Raw genomic sequence first — 21,862 nt, 5'->3', positions numbered from 1 at the left:
ATGCGGGAGTAGCTCAGTTGGTAGAGCGCAACCTTGCCAAGGTTGAGGTCGAGAGTTCGAGACTCTTCTCCCGCTCCAGAATTCTGGATTACAGCGCGTAACCCCGCTGTGGTCTTGCAGTAAAAGTTTCCTCTGGCGAGGTAGCAAAGCGGTTATGCAGCGGCCTGCAAAGCCGTCTAGGTCGGTTCGACTCCGATCCTCGCCTCCAAAGCTCCTAAGCGGGAGTAGCTCAGTTGGTAGAGCGCAACCTTGCCAAGGTTGAGGTCGAGAGTTCGAGACTCTTCTCCCGCTCCAAAATGTAGAAGGGCAGCCCAGTGGGCTGCCCTTTTTGCTTTCAGCGATTCAAATCTTCCAAGATGTGGTGGCAATTTGCCTCCACCAGTGCTAGCCTGTCGCTGACGGCTCTGCCGCAAGGAAGGATATTCATATGAACACGATGGGCGATAGAGGGCGGATTTCTGCTCGCGTTTCTGCTGCTGTAGCGGAAACATTGAATGAGGCTGCGGACTTGAGTGGCATCACCTTGTCGAGCTTCGTGGTCCAAGCCGCGTTGAAGGAGGCGCAGCGTGTGATAGATCGTGAGAAGACCATCTTCATATCGAACCAAGATGCTGCCGTTTTACTTGACCTGCTCGACAACCCACCGTCGCCGAATGCGGCAATGAGTAAGGCGTTTGAGCGCTTTATACAGGTGAAATATGGTGCAGAAAATAGTACCCCTGGAAAAAGCGCATGATGTGACGCATTTCGATTGCGGCGAGGGCAAGCTGAACACTTGGCTGCAAACGATCGCGATGCAGCATCAGAGGAACGGCACATCCAAGACGTTTGTACTGATTGATGATGGAGAGCCATGCATCGTTCTCGGTTTCTTTACGATGGCGATCAGAACCTTGACGCCGAGTGAGGTCTTGCCGCAGGACTTGCAACGTAAGTTACCACGCCAAGTTCCCGGTTTCACGTTGGCTCGATTAGGGGTATCTGTCCTGGCTCAGGGACGGAAATTCGGGGCATTTCTTCTGCTGGAAGCAATGGAGCGTGCCTACAGGGCATCCATGAGCGTGGGCGGATACGCCTTATTTGTCGATGCCAAGGATGGCTTGGCGTCATTTTACGAACACTTCGGTTTCAAGCCGCTGATTGATGATCCCAATACGCTGGTGATGCCCATCGCTGCAATGCCGAAGTTCCCCGATTGATCCAGATCCTGCCACCATGCTTCGCAAGCAGCCGGCGTCCACTTCTTGACAGCACGGCGTGTTCGCAAATGAATAATCACGCTCGCGTGAACAAAGCAGTCGCGCGCCCCGTTATTGCCTGCTTTTGTAACATGTCGGTTAACCACAATGGCTCAACCGTCTGGCGTCATTTAAGATGCCGGCCAAGACAATCGTGTGCGGGCTAACGCCAGACGCACGCGCCAAAACATTCCTGTCATCCGGAGACATCGTCCACAAGATGGACGATTAGTACCGCGCCCGCCATCAAGGCAGCAGCGCCGAATAGCGTCCACCGCTGGCGCTTGCGGTCGCCCGTCGTTTCAAAATTTTTCAAGAGGATAAATCCATGAGCCCATCCAGTAACAATAATGCGGACGTGGCCGCCAAAGGCCGTCGCTTCTCGCGCCGCCAGTTTATCGGGGCGGCGGTTGGCGCCGCAGCCGTATGGGGCGGTTACTCGGTCCTGTTCGGCGGCCAGTTCCGCGCCGACAAGGCGGATCGCAAAGTGGATGTGCTGCTGATTGGCGGCGGCATCATGAGCGCAACGCTTGGCGTGTACCTGGCCGAGCTGGAGCCGGGCTGGACATTTGAGGTGTTCGAGCGGCTCGACAAGGTGGCGGAGGAAAGCTCCAACGGCTGGAACAACGCCGGCACCGGCCACTCGGCGTTGTGCGAACTGAACTACACCCCGATGGACGACAAGGGCAAGGTGCAGATTGCCAAGGCGGTGGAGATCAATGAGAATTTCCAGATCTCCCGCCAGTTCTGGTCGCACCAGGTGCGCAAGGGCGTGCTGGGCAATCCGCGTGAATTCATCAATTCGACGCCGCATATGAATCTGGTCTTTGGCGAGGAAAATCGCGCGTTCATCCGCAAGCGGGTCGAGGCGCTGAAGGCGTCGCCGCTGTTCGCCGGCATGGAAATGAGCACCGACCCGGTCCAGATCAAGCAGTGGATTCCCATCATGATGGAAGGCCGCAAGCCGGAAGAGGTCGTGACCGCCACCCGTTCGCCGCTGGGCACTGACGTCAACCTGGGTGCGATCACCCGCCAGTTCTACCAGCACCTCAACCAACACGGCGTGAAGATTTCGACCGCCTTTGAAGTGCGCTCGATCACGCGCAACGATGATGGCTCGTGGCGGGTGTCCGCCTTCGACATCAAGGACAAGTCGAAGGTGCAGACGGTGGATGCGCGCCACATCTTCATCGGCGCGGGTGGTGCGGCGCTGCCGCTGCTGCAGCTGTCGGGCATACCCGAGGCCAAGCAATATGGCGGCTTCCCGGTGGGCGGGGAATTCCTGGTCACGGAAAATCCGCAGATCACCTCGCGCCACCTGGCCAAGGTGTACGGCCTGGCCGACACCGGCTCGCCGCCAATGTCGGTGCCGCATCTGGACACCCGCGTGCTGGATGGTAAAACGGTGCTGCTGTTCGGCCCGTTTGCGACGTGGTCCAGCAAGTTCCTCAAGAACGGTTCCTACTTCGATATGGCCAAGGCGACGTCGCCGTCGAATATCGTTCCGCAGCTGCAGGTAGGCATGCATGAATTTGCACTGGTCAAATACCTGGCGCAGCAGCTGGAACTGTCCAAAGAGGAAAAGATGGCCGCCCTGCGCCGCTACATGCCTGAGGCGAAGGACGAGGACTGGCGCTTGTGGCAGGCCGGCCAGCGCGTGCAAATCATCAAGAACGTGCCGGGGCAGGGCGGCGTGCTCAAGCTGGGCACCGAGGTGGTGGTGTCCGCCGACCGCTCGGTGTCGGCCTTGCTGGGTGCTTCGCCGGGCGGCTCGACTTCGCCGGCAATCATGCTGTCGCTGCTGGAGAAAGTGTTCCCCGACCGGATGAAGACCGCCGCCTGGCGCGGCAAGATACGCGAAATCGTGCCGACCTACGGCCAGAAGCTCAACGAGAATCCGGAACTGCTGGTGAGCGAATGGGCTGCTACCGCTGACACTTTGCAACTGGCGATCGCCTCGCCAAGCCTGGCGGGTTACGCGCCGGCTGCCGCCCCGTCCGAGAAGCCGGGACTGGTGAAAAAAGTGCCGGATATCGCGCTGTAATCCCGATAGCCTGCTCAGTCGGAGTAAAGCAGGATGCGGCCGCAGCTGTTCCAGTCGGCCGCCTTGCTGCTGGCACCGCTGCGTTGATCAGTTACTGCTGACAGTGCCGAATCGTTCGCAACGTGTCATGCGCCCAGGCTGCGGGCCAGGGTCGCAGGGTTGCAACGCATGGCACGTGTGCGGGCGCTGGCGGCGCGGGCGTGATCGCCGCTGGCTTCGCACGCTGCCGCCAGGCCGCTCAGGGCCTCGGCTGAACGCGGCTGCAGGCTGACCGCGTGGCCAAACGCTTCGACGGCTTTCTGCGCCGTGCCGCACTTCATGGCGGCACGCCCCAGACCCAGCCATGTTTCGGCATCCTGCGGACACTGAATGACGGCAGCTTCAAAACTGGCCAGCGCCTGCGGCCAGGCGGACTGCTGCTGGTGCATGCGACCCAGCCACAGATGCGGATTGACCGGCGGGCGCTCGAGCCCGGTCAACGCGGTCAGCCGCTGCTGCGCTTGATGGTGATCGCCTTTGAGCAGGGCCAGGATGCCGTACACGGCGTCGGCCCATTGCTGCTCCAGCTGTAGCAGGGGAAAGGCGCTGACCAGCGCTTCGCAAGCGGCGAGCTCGCCGGCCAGCAGCAGTTGTTCCGCCAGCGACACCCGCACGTTCAAGGCGTGCGGAAAGCGTGTCGCCAGGCGGCGCAACTGTGCGATGGCCTGCGCACGCAGGCCCCGATGGATGGTGGTGGTGGCCAGCGCAAACAGGGTGGCGCATTCGGCCTCGGCCGCGAAAGCCTGCTGCACGGCATAGTCCGGCATGGGCAGCCCCTCCCGCTCGAATAGCTGGGTATCAAACAATGGCGCCTCCGGTGTGACAGGAATGTCCTCGGGCCGCAGCGGCGGCGGCAATACCGCACTGGCCGCAATCACGGCGCGGCGCGGGGAGGCAAACACCTCGTCGATCGGATCGCCGTCCAGGTTGGCGGGCACGGGCAGGCCAATGCCGGCCGCCAGTGTCGGCAGCACATCGCACGCGCCGAGCGAGCCGATGTTGCGGTCGCGCGCGATGCCGGGGCCGGCCATGACGACGAAGCCGTCATTCAGGCCGGCGCCGTTCGACATCAGGGCCCAGGCCGTAGCGGGACCCAATAGCTGGAAGTAGCGGCCACAAATCAGGTCGAGAAATTGATAGCTGCGCGCGATGCTCAGTTCTACCGCAGCGGTATCGGCCTGACCGGCCAGCAGCGCTTGCACGGCCGCCGGCAATTTCAGCCGCAGCACGAGGCCGCCGGCACGGTGCTGTTCGATCATGGCAGTGCCGAGTGCGTGCAGGGTGGCGCACTGCGCCAGCGCGGCCGCCATCGGGGCCGCCAGCAAGGCCCTGGTCGCCGGCGGGAAGCCGGCCAACAGGAAGTCGGTATCGCCGGGCCTGATTTCATCGGGCGCCACGCGCGCCTCGTGCACCAGGTCGCGCAATGCCGGGGGATGGACGGCCTGCGGCGCCAGCGGCCAGGCCCAGCCATCTCCGTTCAGGCCCGCTTCCAGTCCGGCCGCCAGCACATAGCCATGACGCAGCTGTAAGCCGTGGGTGGCGGGCCAGCCCACCACGGCAGTGGGCAGGCCCGCGTCATCGGCCCAATGCCACACGGCCGGGGTGCGCAAGGGCAGATCGCCTGCCGGACGCAGGAATAGCGATTGCGGCAATGGCGCCAGCGCATGCAGCAATCCGTGCCGGTCGGGCAGCACGCCGCTGGCGACGCTGGCCCAGCCGCTGTCGGCACAGGGCGACGGTGGAAAGTCCAGCCAGCCGCACGCGCCGGCCTCTATCAGCGACGAGATCATCGGCAGCAGGCCACGGTCCGCCAGTTGCTGCAAGCGGTGCCAGTCCATGCCGTCGATGGCCAGCATGACGAAGCGTTTAGATGGCAAGGGCATAGCTGGAACGGGAATGGAGCAATTCGGCGCCGGCGCGGCGCGCCATGCCCAGCGTGGCGCGCGACTCGTCGTTGCAGTGAAAGCGGCAGCGCGGCAGGCCGCGTTCCAGCATGACGACGCTGGCCGCCTGCAGCAGCATCAGCGCCGGCCAGCCGTGACGGTAGCGGGGATGGGTGATCCACAAGTCGACGCCGGGCAAGCCCTGGTCGCGCTGGCTGAGCAGCAAGCCGATCAGCTCTTCCCCCAGCATCAGGACGAACGACAGGGCGGCGTTCTGCGTATCGGCGCAAGTCGCTGCCAGGTGATCTTGCAGCGCCGTGGCGGCGGTGCGGCTGTGCAGCGCATACAGTTGCGCGGCGGCCGGCCAGTGATGCGGCTGCAGGTTTTCGGTCCGCACGCCGGGCGGAATGCGGCCGGTGTCGCGAAGGCGGGCCAGAAATGCGCTGCAATGGTGGTGGCCGGCGGCGGCGTCGGCCTCGAAATAGTGGAGCGTGCGCAGCCGTTGCGCGCCCAGGTGCAGCAGGAAAGCGGGCGGCTCGTCATCGCTCCATTCCTGCCAGCTTTGCAGGTAGTCCACATCCCATTGCGCCGCCTCGGCGGCAAGGCCGCGCAGCAGGGTGCGGCCCACGCCACGCCGGCGTTGCGAGGGCAGGACAAACAGATGGGCGCGCAGGCCGGGCAGCTGGTGATCGCGGCCCAGCAGCGAAAACGCCGCCACCCCGGCGACCTGGTCTTCAGCGTCTGCGGCGATCAGGATGCCTGCGGGCGGGACGCCCTGGTTGGCGACGTGGGGCATCAGCCCGAAGGCAAGGTCGACCTCGGCGCCGCGCGCGATGCGTACTTGCACAGCGGCTTGCAGCGTCAATCCGGGGTCTTCGGTTTGCGGCGGCGTGCAGCCGGCGCGGCGCGGCGATACACTGCCAGGCCGGCCAGGCCGGTGGCCAACATGGCCAGCGAGGAAGGCTCGGGTACCGTGCTGGTGAATTCGCCGGCGTGGATGAATGCGCCGCTGTCATCGTAGGCGATGGTATCGATCAGAATTACCTGGTTGCCCAGGTAGCCAGTCACCTTCACCCATCCATAGTCGGTATGCTCCCCATCAAAAAACGAGAACGGGATATAGTTGTACTGGCTGATCCCCTCATAAAGCGGGTTCTTCGTCACCGAATCCTGATAACTGAGTGTGATGCGGCCGCCTACCATCGTGGTGCAAGCGTTCTTGCAGCCGGGAGCGTTGGACAGGACGCTGGAGTAGTGCTGATCGTCCACCGTATGCCCCAGCTGCGAGGTTGGCGTCCATGCCAGCGACGGCCCGATCAGGGTCCCGGGAGCGAGCGGATCGGCCACGCCCAGGCCGGCGCTGAGGTAGCTGAAGGTGTTGTACATCGGTTGCGGCGCGATGCCGGAGGACGGAGGCTGGGTCATGCCAACGTAAAAAATCTCGCGGGAATAGGTAAGATCAACCGTGCCGTTGTGATCGACATCGAAGGTGAGGCTGTAGCTTGAATCTTGCCCAGCGACCGGCGTCGGCACGTCGATGAACGTTTGCGCAGGAACGACGACGACATTCGCACTGGCATGCGCGGCACTTAACGCCAGCAATGCGGCGGCGCTGCCTTTATAGGACGAGGGGAGGGGACTGGATGGTGGCGTCATGGCTTCTCGATAGCAGTTTAATAGTTAAAATATTAACCTTTGTTGTGCATCATACCACTATAGTGGAACTCACTCCAGCCAAGAATGGGCCGCCAGCCAGCGGCCCAGCTCGTTGTCGTTGGCGCACTGCAGTTTGTTGAAGATGTTGGCCCGATGGGTTTCCACCGAGCGCGGGCCGCAGGGCGGCACCAGCACCCGCGCGATTTCCTTGTTCGGCTGTCCCAGCCCGACTAGCCGCGCGACTTCGCGTTCGCGCGCGGTGAGGTCTTCCCACATGCGCTGGGCCTGGCCGCGTGCGCGCGCTTCGACGATGGCGGCGGGCAGCTTGTCCAGCAGTTGCTGGGTGTCCGGCTTCTGCACCCAGTCGTAGGCGCCGCGCCGCACCGCTTCCAGCGCGGTCGGAATGTCGCCGTGGCCGGACAGGAACAAGGTCACCAGCGGGCTGTGCGTGCTGCGTATCTGCTCAAACACGGTCAGCCCGCTCATGGCGCCCATGCGCAGATCGAGGATCACGCAGCCCGGCTGGCGCAGGTCGACCGCTTCCAGAAACGCCTCGCCGGATGCAAACGCCTGCACTGCCAGCCCCTGCGAAAACAGCAGGAGCAGCAGCGAGCGGCGCAGGGCTTCGTCATCGTCGACAACGTAGAGGGTGAGGGGAGCGTCTTTCATGGCACGATAGGGAGAGTAAACGAGAACGTGGCGCCGCCGCCGGCGGGGCTTTCGACCGTCATGATACCGCTGTGGGCTTCAATAATGGTGCGGCAGATATTGAGTCCCAGCCCGAGACCGTCCGGTTTGGTGGTGAAGAAGGGCGCGAACACTTGTTCCAGCTGGTCGTCCGGGATACCTGGCCCTTGGTCGCTGACGGCGATCCGCAGGCTGGCGCCGGCGCAGTGGCTGGTCAGGGAAATGCAGCGGCGGTTGCGCGGCTGCTCCTGCATGGCTTGCACGGCGTTGTGGATCAGGTTGACCAGCACCTGTTCCAGCAGCACCTTGTCGCCGCGTACCTGTGCCGCCGGGTCTTCCATCGACAGTTTGAGCGTGACGCCGCTGCGCTGCAGTTCGGGCTTGAGCAGCGCCTCCGCGTGCAGGATGATGTCGCCAACGGCAAAGCTCTCAAAGTGGCCGCGCTGCGGATTGATCAGCGAGCGCACGCGCCGCACGATTTCGCTGGCGCGCTTGGCTTGCTCGATGATGTCGTCCAGTGCGCCGGCCAGCATCTCCGGCGAGGCGCGGCCGGCCAGCGCGCGCGCCGCCACCGCGAAGTTGGACAGCGCCATCAACGGCTGGTTGAGTTCATGCGCCAGCGTCGACGCCATCTCGCCGACGCTGGCCAGCCGTGCGCTGCGCTGCAAGCGGACTTCCTGGTCGCGCTGGCGGGCCTCGGCCTGCTTCTGGGCGGTGATGTCGACCACGGAGCTGAGCCAGCCACGGTTCACGCCCTCGGCATCGATCAGCGGCGCCGTGTAGACCATCGTGATGACATCGTGGCCGTCCTTGTGGCGGATGCGCGATTCGAAACCGCTGGGCGCGGCGCGGCCCTGCAAGGCCTCGTCGCTTTCGCGCGTCTGCTTTTCCAGATCCTCGGGATGCCAGTAAGGGTAGGGCGGGTAGCGCCCCAGCAGTTCGTCCGCGCTGTAGCCGACGATGTTGCACAGGGCCGGATTGACGTACATGATTTTTCCCTCCGGGTCACGCGCGCGGATACCAACCAGCAGCGAGTCTTCCATCGCCTTGCGCAGGGAGTGGGCTTCCTGCAGGTCGCGCGTGCGTTCCTGGACCCGCTGTTCCAGTTCCAATCGCGCCGCTTGCTGCTCGGCGTAGCGGCGCTCGCGCAGACGCCAGTACAGCACGGCCAGCAGCAGCAAGGCGGCGGCCAGGGTGGCGAGCGTCAGTGCCGCCTGTTTGGCTTGCTGGACATCGCGCATGTCCTCGGTGACGGTGAGGGTCCAGCCCAGTTCCGGCAGCGCCGTATCGAGCGCCAGCAGTTTGGCCTTGTGTCCTTGCATAGAGGTTTGCAGGACGAAGCCGGGCGTGTCCTGGTCGGTATTGATTTTCCACGGCAGCACATCGAAGCTGCTGCGCGTGCCGTATTGCGCGTGTGCGCTGATCCACTGGCTGTCGGCGGCCGGGACCGGCGCGATGCTATGAAACAGCCATTCCGGCACCGCGCTCAGGAATACGATGCCGCGACTGTCGCGCAGCACCACCGGGTAGCCGCTGCGCTGCCAGACCTGTTCGAGCGGATCGAGGCTGATCTTGACCACGGCGACGCCCAGCACGTCGGCGCCTACCCGTACCGGCTCGGCGATGAACAGACCGGCCTGGCCGGTGGTCAGGCCAAGGCCGTAGAACAGGCCCCGGCCGCCTTTCAGCGCATCTTCGAAATACGGGCGCTGGCGGTAGGACTCGCCGACGAAGCTGGACGGCGTATCCCAGTTGCTGGACGCCAGCGTCATACCGTTGCGGTCCACCAGGTAGAGCGCGGCGGCGCCGGTGGTGGTTTGCAAATCCTTAAAGTAATGGTTCACGCGCGCCAGTAAAGCCGCATCGCGCGGCGCGCGCAGCAGTTGCTGGACTTCCGGATGGCGCGCGGCGGCGTAGGGCAGGAAATCGTGTTTTTCCACCAGCCCGCGCAATCCCAGCACGTGGGCCGCGCTGGCCTGGCGCAAGGCTTGCATCTTGGCCTGGCGTTCGCGCTGTTCGGCCCAGTTCCCCGACAGCACGATCAGCACCAGCGCCCCGGCAACGGCCAAGGCTCTGCGCCAGTAATGCGGCTTGAACAGGAGGGACATGGATGCTCCGCGACCAAATAGGGGAACAATAACAGTTGTGCACGCCGGTGTGGGCGTCCTCCGTAATTTTACGGAGGACGGTGCGCCAAAGTTGCGGATGTGGCCGGGCCGCCGATGTGCGATGCTGGTTCCATACCCACCCAATAATAATATTTCAGGAGCACAGCATGAACATGCATGAACCCCCACAACCACAATACAGCGCCGAGGAACGCCGCAAGCGCGTGTTCGCCATCATCAGCGCCTCGTCCGGCAACCTGGTGGAATGGTTTGACTTCTACGTTTATTCATTCGCCTCGATCTACTTTGCCAGTCAGTTCTTCCCGAGCGGGAATGCGACGGCGGAGTTCCTGAAATCGGCTGCAGTGTTTGCAGTCGGCTTCCTGATGCGTCCTATCGGTGGCTGGATGTTCGGCCGCATCGCCGATCGCGTCGGCCGCAAGAAATCGATGCTGGTCTCGGTGCTGATGATGTGCGGCGGTTCGCTGGCCATCGCGGTGCTGCCGACCTACGCCAGCATCGGCGTCGCCGCGCCTATCCTGCTGCTGATCATCCGGATGTTCCAAGGCTTGTCGGTGGGTGGCGAATACGGCACCACCGCCACCTACATGAGCGAAGTGGCGCTGCGCGGCCAGCGCGGCTTCTTCTCGTCGTTCCAGTACGTGACCCTGATCGGCGGCCAGTTGCTGGCGGTGCTGACGGTGGTGATCCTGGAGCAGTTCCTGACCTCGGCTGAATTGAAGGCCTGGGGCTGGCGCGTGCCGTTCGTGGTGGGCGCCGTGGCTGCGCTGGTGTCGCTGATGCTGCGCCGCACGCTGCATGAAACCATCAAGGCCGAAGACCGCAACAGCAAGGAAGCCGGCACGCTGGCTAACCTGTTCAAGCACCATCGCGCCGCCTTCATCACGGTGCTGGGCTATACCGCCGGCGGCTCGCTGATCTTCTACACCTTCACTACCTACATGCAGAAATACCTGGTCAACACGGCCGGCATGCCGGCCAAGACGGCCAGTATCGTCATGACTGGTTGCCTGTTCCTGTACATGTGCATGCAGCCGGTGTTCGGCATGCTGGCGGACCGCATCGGCCGCCGCCATTCGATGATGCTGTTCGGCGCACTGGGCGCGCTGGCGACCTATCCGATCCTGGCCATCCTGCATGGGAACACCAGCCCGGTGCTGGCCTTCGTCCTGATTACCGTGGCGCTGGCCATCGTCAGCCTGTACACCTCCATCAGCGGCCTGGTGAAAGCGGAGATGTTCCCGCCTGAAGTGCGTGCGCTGGGTGTGGGCCTGTCGTATGCGATTTCCAACGCCATCTTCGGTGGCTCGGCGGAATTCGTCGGCCTGTCGTTCAAGAACCTCGGCCACGAAAGCTGGTTCTACGTCTACGTCACCGTGATGATGGCGGTCGCCTTCCTGGTCAGCCTGCGCCTGCCGAAGACGCCGTCGTACCTGCACACGGATCACTGACCAAACAACTGGACCAGCGCTGCCCGCAACCATGCATTACCGCCATCCTTGGCGTACTTGCGGTGCCAGTGCTGTTTCAGATCGAAGCCCGGTACTTCGATAGGCGGTTCCACCAGCCTCACTGGTGCGAACCGCGCAAAACTCTCTCCCACAGCACGCGGCACGGTCGCAATCAGGTCGCTGGCCGCGATCACAAACGGAATCGACATGAAGTGCGGTGTCGACAGCACCACGCGGCGCGAGATGCGCTTACGGCTCAGAAGTTGTTCGAACACCTCCTGGCTGCGGCCTTCCGCCTTCACCACCGCATGTCCCATGCTCAGGAACCGATCCATCGTCAGCCGTTTCCCCCGGAACGGATGGTCTGCACTCAGGATGCAAATGAAGTCGTGTGAGAACAGCCGTTGCTGGAAGAAGTTGCGGTGTTTCAGATCGGGGAAATAGCCGACCGCCAGGTCGACCCGGCCTTCCTCCAGCGCCACCGCCAGTTCCGCCGGCGGCAGGGTGGCTGAGGCGATGCTGGCGCCCGGCGCTTCGCGCCGCAGGTGTTCCAGCAGGCGAGGCAGGAATGTCATTTCTCCCACATCCGACAGGGCGATGGTGAAACAGCGGTCGCTGCTGGCTGGATCGAAGGCGGTGCTGGCCAGTACGTCGTTGCGCAGGCGCTGCAGGATATCGCGGGTTGGATCGACCAGCGTCAGCGTGCGTGGCGTCGGCGCCATGCCTTGGGCGGTACGGACAAACAAGGGGTCGCCCAGCGATTTGCGCAGTTTGTTCAAGGCCACGCTGACCGCCGGCTGGCTCATGTCGAGCCGCCGCGCGGCCCCACTGACACTGCGCTCTTCGTAGATGGCCAGCGCCACCGGCAACAGGTTCAAGTCAAATCCCTTCATGGCTGCCTCTTAGCTAAATTCGAAATTCATATAAACGTTATTCTGTTTATTCTATTTGAAAATACTCAGTTGTCCTTGATTATGACTGCACAACACTCATAAAACCAAGGAGACAACATGCAACGCACCTTACTGGCGCTGTGCTTTACCGTGTGTTCCGCGCAGGCGGCGGAAGAGCCGATCCGCATTGGCGTGATCACATCCCTCAGCGGCCCGGCCGCGCAAAGCGGCGAGCAAATGAAGGCCGGCATCGACACCTGGATGCGCATGAACGGCGGCAAGGCTGCCGGCCGCAAGCTGGAATTGATTTACAAGGACGACACCGGCCCGCAGCCGGAAGTCGCCAAGCGGCTGGCCACGGAACTTGTCGGCCGCGACAAGGTCGACATCCTGGCCGGCTTCGTTTTCACGCCGAATGCGATTGCCGCTGCAGGCGTCAGCGAGCGCGCCAAAAAGCCGATGATCGTCACTGGCGCCGCCGCTTCCGCCATCACGACGCGCTCTCCCTTTTTGACGCGCACTTCCTACACCATTGCGCAATCCGTGCAGCCGCTGGCGCAATGGGCCTACAAGACCGGATCGCGCCGGGTGTTCTCGGTGGTCGCTGATTATGCGCCGGGCCATGACGCCGACCAGTGGTTCACCAGCAGCTTCAAAGCCGCAGGTGGCACAGTGATCGATTCGGTCAAAGTGCCTTTGTCCACGCTGGATTTTAGCGCCTACCTGCAGCGCATCAAGGACGCCAAGCCGGATGCCATCCATGTGTTCCTGCCAAATGGCCAGCCGATGGTCGCCTTCATGAAAGGCTATCGTGAGAAAGGGTTGGACAAGGCGGGCATCCGCTTCCTCGGTGGCGAAGGCTGGGCTGATGAAGATGTATTGAAGGCCGCTGGCGAGACTATGTCCGGCATCTACACGGCGGGCTTCTACTCGTACTTCCAGTCCGGTCGTGAGAACGCTGCCTTTACCGAGGCTTTCGCCAAGACGGTGGACAACCGCTTCAAGCCCAATTTCCAGGCTGCTTCCGCGTATGACGGCATGGCGTTGATCGCCGCCACTCTGACCAAGAATGGCGGCAAGGTCGATGGGCCGTCGTTCATCGCTGCGGCCAAGGGCTACAGCGCTGCCAGCCCGCGCGGCATCGTCACTATCGACGCCAAGACCAGCGACGTCGTCCAGACCATCTACATCCGCCGCATCGACAAGCTGCCCAACGGTAGTTACGGAGCCGTCGAGATTGACCGCTACGACGCGGTAAAAGATCCAGCCAAGTAAAGGAGATAGTTATGTTCCCATTGAATCAGTGGTACGTCGCAGGCTTTGCGTGGGAGTTGAAGGACCAGCCCCTCGCGCGCAAACTGTTGAACTACCCGATCGTTATGTTCCGCACCGAGGGCGGCGTGGCCGCGCTGGAAGATCGTTGCTGTCACCGCGCCGTTCCGCTGTCCTGCGGCACGCTGGAGGGCGAAGGCATCCGCTGCGGTTATCACGGCTTGCTGTTTGGCGCGGCAGGGCAGTGCCTGGAAATTCCGGGCCAAGTCAAAATTCCGGGCAAGGCCAGGGTGCGCGCGTTCCCGGCCGAGATCCGCAACGAAGTGATCTGGATCTGGTTTGGCGCCGAGCCGGAGGAGCAGCCATCCGGCCCGCCGCCGGAAGTCGCGGCGCACGAGAATCCGCGCTACACCTGGAAGGGCGGCGTATTCCACTACGATGCGCCTTACCAGCTTATTCATGACAACCTGCTGGACTTGAGCCATGTCGGCTATCTGCATGGGCGCACCATCGGCGGCAACGCCAAGGTGCACATGGAAGCGCCGACCACGGTGTCCGGAGAGGGCGACCATGTGCGCGTGGTGCGCCACATGCCCGGTTCGCTGCCGCCAGCAACCTACAGCGCCGCATGGCCGTTCAAGGGCAAGATCGACCGCTGGCAGGAAATTGATTTCCGCCTGACCCACTTGCAGATCTTCACCGGCGCTGTCGATGCGGGAGCCGATACGCTGGACAATCCGGAGCGCGAGGGTTTCCACATGCGCGGCTTCCACGGCATTACGCCGGAAACCGGCACCACCTCGCACTATTTCTGGACGATGGCCAGTTCCGCCCATCCGGATCAACCTGATAATGCGGAAGTGGTGTACCAGCAGACAGCGCAAACGTTTGAGGAAGACCGTGTGCTGATCGAAGCGCAGTACCGCAATATGTGCGAGTACGGCGCCGGTCCGATGGTGGACATCCATGTGGACAGTGGTCCAAACCGTGCGCGCCGTATCGTGGCGGCCCACGTTGCAAGGCAGGCGGGGTAAGCGTATGCAAGTTCGAATTCATGCGATTGCCGATAGCGCCGGCGTGCGCGTATTGGAGCTGCGCGCGGAGGGAGACGCGCAGCTGCCCTCATATGAAGCCGGTGCACACATCGACGTCACGCTGGGTAATGGACTGGTGCGACAGTATTCCCTGTGCTGCCGCCAGCCGGGCGGTGACGCGTATCGCATCGCCGTGAAACGCGAGCCGCAATCGCGCGGCGGCTCGGCGTGGCTGCATGACGAGGCGACAGTGGGCATGACGCTGCAGATCGGCCAGCCGCGCAATGCCTTCGCTCTCGTTCCCGAGGCCGACATGCACCTGCTGTTTGCGGGCGGTATCGGCATCACGCCCATCTTGTCGATGGCGTATGCCTTGCAGCGGCGCCGGCAGCCGTTCCAGCTGTACTACTTTGTGCGCGATGTGGCCGGTGCGGCCTTCGCTGCGGAGCTGCAAAGCGGCCCGCTGGCCGGACGGGTGCAGGTGCTGGCGGGCCTGACGCCCGAGCAGACGGCGGCGCGGATCCGCACGGATCTGTCGACGCATCCGGTGGCGGGAACCCACGTCTACGTATGCGGACCGGCGCCGTTCATGCAGACGGTGGCAACCGAGGCAGGGCAGTTTGCCGTGCACCAGGAATCGTTTGGCGCGCCGCCCGCCAATGCCGATGCCGAAACGGCGTTCACGCTGACCCTGCATCGCTCCGGGCGGCAGGTGCAAGTGGCGGCAGGCCGCACGGCGCTGGCATGCCTGCAAGAGGCTGGCGTTGAGCTGGACTGTTCCTGCGAGGTAGGCGTGTGCGGAACTTGCCGCACGACGGTGCTGGAAGGTACGCCGCTCCACTGCGACGCGGTCCTCAGCGACGGCGAGCGGCAAGCCAATAATTGCTTCATGCCCTGCGTATCGCGGGCGCTGACGCCGGTGCTGGTGCTTGATCTTTGACTAGCGCTCGGCGGATGCGAGGAAAAGAGGGATAATAGCGGCCACATTGTTTTGAGCACTATTGGATCCCCTCATGGAAATTAAGGTCAACTTTCTCGATAAGCTACGCCTGGAAGCGAAGTTCGACGACTTCACGGTAATCGCCGACCAGCCGATTCGCTATAAAGGCGACGGCTCGGCGCCCGGCCCGTTCGACTACTTCCTCGCCTCGTCGGCCCTGTGCGCGGCTTATTTCGTGAAGTTGTATTGCAATACGCGCAATATTCCGACCGAAAATATCCGTCTGTCGCAGAACAACCTTGTCGATCCGGAAAACCGCTACAAGCAGATTTTCAAGATCCAGGTCGAGCTGCCGGAAGATATCTCCGAAAAAGACCGCCAGGGCATCCTGCGCTCGATCGACCGCTGCACGGTGAAGAAGGTGGTGCAGGAAGGCCCGGACTTCATCATCGAAGAGGTGGAAAACCTCGACGCCGACGCGCAGGCGCTGCTGACGCTGGCGCCGGCCGGCCAGGAGACCACCACCTACATCCAGGGCAAGGACTTGCCGCTGGAGCAGACCATCGCCAATATGTCCGGCCTGCTGGCCGATATCGGCATCAAGATTGAAATCGCCTCGTGGCGCAATATCGTGCCGAACGTGTGGTCGCTGCACATCCGCGACGCGCACTCGCCGATGTGCTTCACCAACGGCAAGGGTGCGACCAAGGAAAGCGCGCTGGCCTCGGCGCTGGGCGAGTACATCGAACGCATCAGCAACAACCACTTCTACGCCGGCGCCTACTGGGGCGAGGACATCGCCAACGCCGAGTTCGTGCACTACCCGAACGAGAAATGGTTCAAGCCAGCCGCAAAAGGCAAGCTGCCGGCCGGCCTGCTGGATGACTACACGCTGGCCATCTACAACGCCGACGGCGAACTGCGCGGCAAGCACCTGATCGACACCAACTCCGGCAACGTCGAGCGCGGCATCGTCGCGCTGCCGTTCACCCGCCAGTCGGATGGCGAGACGGTGTACTTCCCGTCCAACCTGATCGAAAACCTGTACGCCAGTAATGGCATGAGCGCCGGTAACACGCTGGTCGAAGCGCAAGTGCAGTGCCTGTCCGAGATTTTCGAACGCGCCGTCAAGCGCGAAATCCTCGAAGGCGAGATCGCACTGCCGGACGTGCCGCAAGAGGTGCTGGCCAAGTATCCGGGCATCGTGGCCGGCATCAAGGGCCTGGAAGAGCAGGGCTTCCCGGTGCTGGTGAAGGACGCCTCGCTGGGCGGCCAGTACCCGGTGATGTGCGTGACCCTGATGAACCCGCGCACCGGCGGCGTGTTCGCCTCGTTCGGCGCGCACCCCAGCCTGGAAGTGGCGCTGGAGCGCAGCCTGACCGAGTTGATGCAAGGCCGCAGCTTCGAAGGCCTGAACGACCTGCCGCGCCCGACCTTCGCCAGCGAAGCCGTGACCGAGCCGTACAACTTCGTCGAGCACTTCATCGATTCCAGCGGCGTGGTGTCGTGGCGCTTCTTCAGCGCCAAGGCCGACTACGAATTCGTCGAGTGGGACTTCTCGGGCCACGGCGAAAACTCCAACGCCGAAGAAGCCGCGACCCTGTTCGGCATCCTTGAAGAGATGGGCAAGGAGGCCTATACGGCGGTCTACGACCAGCTGGGCGCGACCGCCTGCCGCATCCTGGTGCCTGGCTATTCGGAAGTCTATCCGGTGGAAGACCTGATCTGGGACAACACCAACAAGTCGCTGTTATTCCGCAAGGATGTGCTTAACCTGCACCAACTGGACGACGAGCAGCTGGAAGCGCTGCTGGACCGACTGGAAAACAACGAACTGGACGAATACGGCGACATCGCCACCCTGATCGGCATCGAGTTCGACGAAAATACGGAGTGGGGCCAGCTGACCGTGCTGGAGCTGAAGCTGCTGATCAACCTCGCCCTCGGCCAGCTGGAAGAGGCGCAGGAGCAGGTCGGCGCCTTCCTGCAGTACAACGACAACACCGTCGATCGCGGCCTGTTCTACCAGGCCATGAACGTGGTGCTGGAAGTGACGCTGGACGAGGACTTGGAACTGGACGACTACGTGGTCAATTTCCGCCGCATGTTCGGCGACGCCCGCATGGACGCCGTCCTGGGCTCGGTTGACGGCAGCGTGCGTTTCCACGGCCTGACGCCGACCAGCATGAAACTCGAAGGCCTGGACCGTCACCAGCGCCTGTTGGATAGCTACAAAAAGCTGCACGCCGCCCGCGCCAAGGCGTAAATCGTGGCAAAAAGGCGGCTGCTGTCTCCTGTTATATGTCTTATATAAGACTTGTTGATGTACAATAGCGTTCAGTCTCGGCGGGCTTCGGCCTGCCGTCCTGCAGTCAACCTTAACTGAGAGTCTTTCATGCTAGCTGCCTACCGCGCCCATGTTGCCGAACGTGCAACCCTTGGTATCCCTCCGCTGCCACTGTCCGCAGCCCAGACCACCGACCTGGTGGAACTCCTGAAGGCCCCGCCAGCCGGTGAAGAACAATTCCTGGTCGACCTGATCACCAACCGCGTTCCTGCCGGTGTGGATGACGCGGCCAAGGTCAAGGCAGCATTCCTGACCGCCGTTGCCAAAGGCTCGGAAACCTCGCCGCTGATTTCGCGCGAACTGGCAACCAAGCTGCTGGGCACCATGCTGGGCGGTTTCAACATCAAGCCGATGATCGACCTGCTGGACGACGACGTCGTGGGCGAAGTGGCCGCCGAAGGCCTGAAGAAAACCCTGCTGATGTTCGACTACTTCCATGACGTCAAGGAACTGGCCGACAAGGGCAGCGTCCGCGCCAAGGGCGTGCTGCAATCGTGGGCCGACGCCGAGTGGTTCACCTCGCGTCCTGAAGTACCACAAAGCCTGACCCTGACCGTGTTCAAGGTCTCCGGCGAAACCAACACCGACGACCTGTCGCCAGCACCAGATGCGACCACCCGTCCGGACATCCCGCTGCACGCGCTGGCGATGCTGAAAAACCCGCGCCCAGGCATCAACCCTGAAGAACCGGGCAAAATCGGCCCGCTGAAGCAGATCGAAGCGCTGAAAGCCAAGGGCAACCTGGTGGCCTACGTCGGCGACGTGGTCGGCACCGGCTCTTCGCGTAAATCGGCAACCAACTCGGTACTGTGGTTCACCGGCGAAGACATTCCATTCATCCCGAACAAGCGTTTCGGCGGTGTCTGCCTGGGCACCAAGATCGCTCCGATCTTCTACAACACGATGGAAGACGCCGGCGCACTGCCGATCGAGCTGGATGTGACCCAGATGGAAATGGGCGACGTCATCGAACTGCGTCCATACGAAGGCAAGGCCCTGAAAAACGGCGCCGTGATCGCCGAATTCACCGTCAAGTCCGACGTGCTGTTCGACGAAGTGCGCGCCGGTGGCCGTATTCCGCTGATCATCGGCCGTGGCCTGACCACCAAGGCGCGTGAAGCGCTGGGCCTGCCAGCATCGACCCTGTTCCGCCTGCCGCAGAACCCGGCCGACACCGGCAAGGGCTACTCGCTGGCGCAGAAAATGGTTGGCCGCGCATGCGGCATGCCAGAAGGCCAGGGCATCCGCCCAGGCACCTACTGCGAACCAAAGATGACCACCGTCGGTTCGCAAGACACCACCGGCCCGATGACCCGCGACGAGCTGAAAGACCTGGCTTGCCTGGGCTTCTCGGCTGACCTGGTGATGCAGTCGTTCTGCCACACCGCAGCGTATCCGAAAATCGTCGACGTCAAGACCCACCGCGAACTGCCGGCCTTCATCGAGAACCGTGGCGGTATCGCCCTGCGTCCAGGCGACGGCGTGATCCACTCGTGGCTGAACCGCCTGCTGATGCCGGACACCGTCGGCACCGGTGGCGACTCGCACACCCGCTTCCCGATCGGTATCTCGTTCCCGGCCGGTTCCGGCCTGGTGGCGTTTGCCGCAGCCACCGGCGTGATGCCGCTGGATATGCCTGAATCGGTGCTGGTGCGCTTCAAAGGCAAGATGCAGCCTGGCGTGACCCTGCGCGACCTGGTCAACGCGATTCCGCTGTACGCGATCCGCGCCGGCCTGCTGACCGTGGACAAGAAAGGCAAGAAGAACATCTTCTCCGGCCGTATCCTGGAAATCGAAGGCCTGCCGGATCTGAAGGTTGAGCAAGCATTCGAACTGTCGGACGCATCGGCAGAACGTTCGGCCGCTGGTTGCACCGTGCACCTGGATAAAGCACCGATCATCGAGTACATGAACTCGAACGTCACCCTGATGAAGTGGATGATCGCCAATAACTACCAGGACAAGCGCACGCTGGAACGCCGTATCGCAGCAATGGAAGCCTGGCTGGCCAACCCGCAGCTGCTGGCGCCGGACGCTGATGCTGAATACGCTGCCGTGATCGAGATCGACCTGGCCGACATCCACGAGCCTATCGTGGCCTGCCCGAACGATCCGGACGATGTGAAGACCCTGGCCGAAGTGGCCGGCGACAAGATCGACGACGTGTTCGTGGGTTCGTGCATGACCAACATCGGTCACTTCCGCGCCGCGTCGAAAATTTTGGAAGGCAAGGCGGATATCCCGGTTCGCCTGTGGATCGCTCCGCCAACCAAGATGGACGCGCAAGTGCTGACCTCGGAAGGCCACTACGGCACGCTGGGCCGCACCGGCGCCCGCATGGAAATGCCGGGCTGCTCGCTGTGCATGGGTAACCAGGCGCAGATCCGCAAGGGTGCCACCGTGATGTCGACCTCGACCCGTAACTTCCCGAACCGTCTGGGTATCGACACCAATGTGTATCTGGGTTCGGCCGAACTGGCGGCGGTGTGCTCGGCGCTGGGCCGCATCCCGACCAAGGAAGAGTACATGTCGCACATCGGCGTGATCGACAAGAACGCTGCTGATATCTACCGCTACATGAACTTCGACCAGATCGAAGAGTTCCGCGAAGTAGCGGATACCGTCAAGGTCTAAGCTTTAAGGCTTAGAATGAGGGCAGTCCGAAAGGGCTGCCCTTTTTTTCATCTCACGCGAAGGATTATTTTGAAACGACTGTTGTTCACTTGCGCACTGGGCCTCACGCTGGCTATCACCGGCTGCGAACGCGCCAAGGCGCCGGAGTCGGCATCGGCATCGCTTGCCGCCGCCGTGCCATTCCAGAAAATCGACACCACCGTCGGCACCGGCAAGGAGGCCGCCACCGGCATGACCGCCGTGGTCAACTACACCGGCTGGCTGTACGTGGCCGACGCGCCATCGCAGCACGGCGCGCAGTTCGATACCTCGGTCGGCCGTGGCCCGTTCAGCTTCCCGCTCGGCGCGGGGCAGGTGATTCCCGGCTGGGATGAAGGCGTCAAAGGCATGAAAGTGGGCGGCAAGCGCACCCTGATCGTCCCGGCCAACATGGGCTACGGCGACAATGGCGTCGGCCCGATCCCACCCAACGCCACCCTGATCTTCGACGTCGAACTGCTGGACGTTCAGTAAGCCTTACTGTGACTCGGCGATCCAGCGATCCACCTTTTGCTCCAGCACGGCCAGCTGCAGCGAGCCGTCGCGGAGCGCCAGCGTGGGAAAGTCGGCCATAGCATTTGTTTTGTCGCAAGGTTCCATATTGGGTTCCGCAGGATAGTTTCGGAACGGAGGCCTATAATGAATCTCATTGACGACACTCGCGCAAAGCATATTTTTAGCGGTAAGCCCGGGCATATGCCGGATACGCCGGATAACCGCAGGCTGCTTGAAGATGTGGCAAATGATCCTCAAGCGTGGGTTGCCTATGACCGGTATGGGAAGTCATGGTACGCGCGCATTGATGCCCAAGGCCGTCAGATATGGGTGGAAGTTCGTGGTGATCGGATTGTTAGCGGCGGAATAAATAACGTTCCCCGAGCGTTGAGCCCGCATACGGGCTTGTCGGTGCCAGTGAAAAAACAGTGGAGGAAGAATCATGGAAATGATTAGCGAAGAACAAGCCTATAAGGCGATGTTCAGGTTTCTCGAAAAGTACTACGAGCTGACTCAGTCCGACGATCTCGGTGATTTGCTAGGAGGTATGAATCTGGAGCTGTTTGCCGATGGCCGTCCTGCTGACCCGGCGATGTGGGAAGATTGGCAGACCGCTTTGCGCGAGGTGCTCGCCGCGCCGCAGTCCACTGCCCTGAAAGCGGGGTAGTACAATTCCGGCTTTCTGCCTCCGTCCATCGCACTCAATGAAACCCGCCATTACCGAATTCCGCCTGCAATCGCCGACGCCTGAGTATGACCATCCGCGCGAGGAGCGGCGGCTGGTGGGGAATCCGCGCCGCACCACCTGGAACCATTTCACCAACGCCAGCGGCGAAGTCAGCGCCGGCATCTGGGCTTGCGAGCGCGGTAGTTGGCGCATTGCGTTCGGGCCGCACAAGGATGAGTATTTCTGCGTGCTCGAAGGCCGCTGCCGCGTGATCGACGAAGATGGCTACGCCGCCGAGGCCGGCCCCGGCGACGCGATGGTGATCCCCGCCGGCTTCAAGGGCGTGTTCGAAGTGGTCGAGCCGGTCCGCAAGCACTATGTGATTGTGGACCGCGCCGTTTAAATCACGAAGAT

19 protein-coding genes and 3 tRNA genes are annotated in these 21,862 nt (G+C 62.5%); 16 read left to right on the top strand and 6 right to left on the bottom strand.

Annotated features, from left to right (window positions below; genetic code table 11):
- The first annotated feature begins 2 nt into the window (after positions 1–2).
- From BMZ70_RS09225 to mqo, 6 genes are all read left to right on the top strand, one after another.
- Positions 3–78, top strand: a tRNA-Gly gene (locus tag BMZ70_RS09225).
- Positions 79–134: 56 nt separating this feature from the next.
- Positions 135–208 (top strand) — tRNA-Cys (locus BMZ70_RS09220).
- A gap of 10 nt (positions 209–218) precedes the next feature.
- Positions 219–294: transfer RNA gene (locus BMZ70_RS09215), tRNA-Gly, on the top strand.
- 133 nt (positions 295–427) lie between these two features.
- Positions 428–736 carry a type II toxin-antitoxin system TacA family antitoxin gene (locus tag BMZ70_RS09210; protein ID WP_139212876.1) on the top strand — a complete coding sequence of 103 codons (309 nt, stop codon included), beginning with the start codon at positions 428–430 and terminating at the stop codon, positions 734–736.
- A complete protein-coding gene (locus tag BMZ70_RS09205; RefSeq protein ID WP_130300825.1) occupies positions 699–1,199 on the top strand; it encodes a GNAT family N-acetyltransferase in 501 nt (166 codons plus the stop codon). The genes BMZ70_RS09210 and BMZ70_RS09205 overlap by 38 nt, the downstream gene beginning before the upstream one ends.
- A gap of 367 nt (positions 1,200–1,566) precedes the next feature.
- On the top strand, positions 1,567–3,282 hold the full coding sequence (gene mqo / locus BMZ70_RS09200; RefSeq protein ID WP_092272736.1) for a malate dehydrogenase (quinone): 1,716 nt from the start codon (positions 1,567–1,569) through the stop codon (positions 3,280–3,282).
- 125 nt (positions 3,283–3,407) lie between these two features.
- Here the strand turns inward: mqo and BMZ70_RS09195 are convergent, their stop codons facing one another.
- The 5 genes from BMZ70_RS09195 to BMZ70_RS09175 form a co-directional block, all read right to left on the bottom strand.
- Positions 3,408–5,198, bottom strand: a complete 1,791-nt coding sequence (locus tag BMZ70_RS09195) for a tetratricopeptide repeat protein (RefSeq protein WP_165403492.1) — start codon at positions 5,196–5,198, stop codon at positions 3,408–3,410.
- Positions 5,188–6,051 (bottom strand): GNAT family N-acetyltransferase, encoded by an 864-nt coding sequence (locus BMZ70_RS09190; protein ID WP_130300829.1) that lies wholly within the window; start codon positions 6,049–6,051, stop codon positions 5,188–5,190. Before BMZ70_RS09190 ends, BMZ70_RS09195 begins: the two co-directional genes overlap by 11 nt.
- A gap of 14 nt (positions 6,052–6,065) precedes the next feature.
- On the bottom strand, positions 6,066–6,629 hold the full coding sequence (locus tag BMZ70_RS09185; protein WP_165403493.1) for a PEP-CTERM sorting domain-containing protein: 564 nt from the start codon (positions 6,627–6,629) through the stop codon (positions 6,066–6,068).
- Positions 6,630–6,929: 300 nt separating this feature from the next.
- Positions 6,930–7,529, bottom strand: coding sequence for a response regulator transcription factor (locus tag BMZ70_RS09180; RefSeq protein WP_092272725.1), 600 nt, complete (start codon positions 7,527–7,529; stop codon positions 6,930–6,932).
- Positions 7,526–9,655 carry a sensor histidine kinase gene (locus tag BMZ70_RS09175; RefSeq protein WP_092272722.1) on the bottom strand — a complete coding sequence of 710 codons (2,130 nt, stop codon included), beginning with the start codon at positions 9,653–9,655 and terminating at the stop codon, positions 7,526–7,528. Before BMZ70_RS09175 ends, BMZ70_RS09180 begins: the two co-directional genes overlap by 4 nt.
- Before the next feature lie 167 nt (positions 9,656–9,822).
- Between BMZ70_RS09175 and BMZ70_RS09170 the strand changes: the two genes are divergently transcribed.
- Entirely contained in the window at positions 9,823–11,127 is a 1,305-nt protein-coding gene (locus BMZ70_RS09170) for an MFS family transporter (RefSeq protein ID WP_092272719.1), read from the top strand.
- Here the strand turns inward: BMZ70_RS09170 and BMZ70_RS09165 are convergent.
- Positions 11,121–12,020, bottom strand: coding sequence for a LysR family transcriptional regulator (locus BMZ70_RS09165; RefSeq protein ID WP_092272716.1), 900 nt, complete (start codon positions 12,018–12,020; stop codon positions 11,121–11,123). The genes BMZ70_RS09170 and BMZ70_RS09165 overlap by 7 nt on opposite strands.
- 117 nt (positions 12,021–12,137) lie before the next feature.
- On the opposite strand from BMZ70_RS09165, the gene BMZ70_RS09160 reads away from it, so the two are divergent.
- From BMZ70_RS09160 to BMZ70_RS09125, 9 genes are all read left to right on the top strand, one after another.
- Complete coding sequence (locus tag BMZ70_RS09160; RefSeq protein ID WP_092272713.1) at positions 12,138–13,295, top strand: ABC transporter substrate-binding protein; 1,158 nt, start codon at positions 12,138–12,140, stop codon at positions 13,293–13,295.
- A gap of 11 nt (positions 13,296–13,306) precedes the next feature.
- On the top strand, positions 13,307–14,326 hold the full coding sequence (locus tag BMZ70_RS09155) for an aromatic ring-hydroxylating oxygenase subunit alpha (protein WP_092272710.1): 1,020 nt from the start codon (positions 13,307–13,309) through the stop codon (positions 14,324–14,326).
- Between the two features lie 4 nt (positions 14,327–14,330).
- Entirely contained in the window at positions 14,331–15,266 is a 936-nt protein-coding gene (locus BMZ70_RS09150) for a PDR/VanB family oxidoreductase (protein ID WP_092272707.1), read from the top strand.
- Between the two features lie 73 nt (positions 15,267–15,339).
- Positions 15,340–17,532 (top strand): OsmC domain/YcaO domain-containing protein, encoded by a 2,193-nt coding sequence (locus tag BMZ70_RS09145; RefSeq protein WP_092272704.1) that lies wholly within the window; start codon positions 15,340–15,342, stop codon positions 17,530–17,532.
- Between the two features lie 129 nt (positions 17,533–17,661).
- On the top strand, positions 17,662–20,247 hold the full coding sequence (locus BMZ70_RS09140; RefSeq protein ID WP_092272701.1) for a bifunctional aconitate hydratase 2/2-methylisocitrate dehydratase: 2,586 nt from the start codon (positions 17,662–17,664) through the stop codon (positions 20,245–20,247).
- 69 nt (positions 20,248–20,316) lie between these two features.
- Positions 20,317–20,760, top strand: coding sequence for an FKBP-type peptidyl-prolyl cis-trans isomerase (locus tag BMZ70_RS09135; protein ID WP_207231513.1), 444 nt, complete (start codon positions 20,317–20,319; stop codon positions 20,758–20,760).
- Between the two features lie 165 nt (positions 20,761–20,925).
- Positions 20,926–21,237, top strand: coding sequence for a hypothetical protein (locus BMZ70_RS27980; RefSeq protein WP_130300832.1), 312 nt, complete (start codon positions 20,926–20,928; stop codon positions 21,235–21,237).
- Positions 21,224–21,448: a hypothetical protein gene (locus BMZ70_RS09130; protein WP_092272695.1), complete on the top strand. Its 225-nt coding sequence runs from the start codon at positions 21,224–21,226 to the stop codon at positions 21,446–21,448. The genes BMZ70_RS27980 and BMZ70_RS09130 overlap by 14 nt, the downstream gene beginning before the upstream one ends.
- A 37-nt stretch (positions 21,449–21,485) precedes the next feature.
- Positions 21,486–21,851, top strand: coding sequence for a cupin domain-containing protein (locus BMZ70_RS09125; RefSeq protein ID WP_092272693.1), 366 nt, complete (start codon positions 21,486–21,488; stop codon positions 21,849–21,851).
- Positions 21,852–21,862: the final 11 nt, after the last annotated feature.

Source organism: Duganella sp. CF402 (assembly GCF_900109645.1).
Taxonomy (GTDB): Bacteria; Pseudomonadota; Gammaproteobacteria; order Burkholderiales; family Burkholderiaceae_D; genus Rugamonas.
Note: the sequence above shows the minus strand (reverse complement) of the source record. Positions and strands in the feature narration are given on the sequence as shown.

What these genes read in the sequence shown, in the direction of transcription:
- mqo (WP_092272736.1), top strand. Translation starts at nt 1,567, where the DNA reads ATGAGCCCATCCAGTAACAATAATGCGGACGTGGCCGCCAAAGGCCGT.
- BMZ70_RS09145 (WP_092272704.1), top strand. Translation starts at nt 15,340, where the DNA reads ATGGAAATTAAGGTCAACTTTCTCGATAAGCTACGCCTGGAAGCGAAG.
- BMZ70_RS09160 (WP_092272713.1), top strand. Translation starts at nt 12,138, where the DNA reads ATGCAACGCACCTTACTGGCGCTGTGCTTTACCGTGTGTTCCGCGCAG.
- BMZ70_RS09170 (WP_092272719.1), top strand. Translation starts at nt 9,823, where the DNA reads ATGAACATGCATGAACCCCCACAACCACAATACAGCGCCGAGGAACGC.
- BMZ70_RS09205 (WP_130300825.1), top strand. Translation starts at nt 699, where the DNA reads ATGGTGCAGAAAATAGTACCCCTGGAAAAAGCGCATGATGTGACGCAT.
- BMZ70_RS27980 (WP_130300832.1), top strand. Translation starts at nt 20,926, where the DNA reads ATGAATCTCATTGACGACACTCGCGCAAAGCATATTTTTAGCGGTAAG.
- BMZ70_RS09210 (WP_139212876.1), top strand. Translation starts at nt 428, where the DNA reads ATGAACACGATGGGCGATAGAGGGCGGATTTCTGCTCGCGTTTCTGCT.
- BMZ70_RS09180 (WP_092272725.1), bottom strand. Translation starts at nt 7,529, where the DNA reads ATGAAAGACGCTCCCCTCACCCTCTACGTTGTCGACGATGACGAAGCC.
- BMZ70_RS09155 (WP_092272710.1), top strand. Translation starts at nt 13,307, where the DNA reads ATGTTCCCATTGAATCAGTGGTACGTCGCAGGCTTTGCGTGGGAGTTG.
- BMZ70_RS09185 (WP_165403493.1), bottom strand. Translation starts at nt 6,629, where the DNA reads ATGACCCAGCCTCCGTCCTCCGGCATCGCGCCGCAACCGATGTACAAC.
- BMZ70_RS09150 (WP_092272707.1), top strand. Translation starts at nt 14,331, where the DNA reads ATGCAAGTTCGAATTCATGCGATTGCCGATAGCGCCGGCGTGCGCGTA.
- BMZ70_RS09175 (WP_092272722.1), bottom strand. Translation starts at nt 9,655, where the DNA reads ATGTCCCTCCTGTTCAAGCCGCATTACTGGCGCAGAGCCTTGGCCGTT.
- BMZ70_RS09140 (WP_092272701.1), top strand. Translation starts at nt 17,662, where the DNA reads ATGCTAGCTGCCTACCGCGCCCATGTTGCCGAACGTGCAACCCTTGGT.
- BMZ70_RS09125 (WP_092272693.1), top strand. Translation starts at nt 21,486, where the DNA reads ATGAAACCCGCCATTACCGAATTCCGCCTGCAATCGCCGACGCCTGAG.
- BMZ70_RS09130 (WP_092272695.1), top strand. Translation starts at nt 21,224, where the DNA reads ATGGAAATGATTAGCGAAGAACAAGCCTATAAGGCGATGTTCAGGTTT.
- BMZ70_RS09165 (WP_092272716.1), bottom strand. Translation starts at nt 12,020, where the DNA reads ATGAAGGGATTTGACTTGAACCTGTTGCCGGTGGCGCTGGCCATCTAC.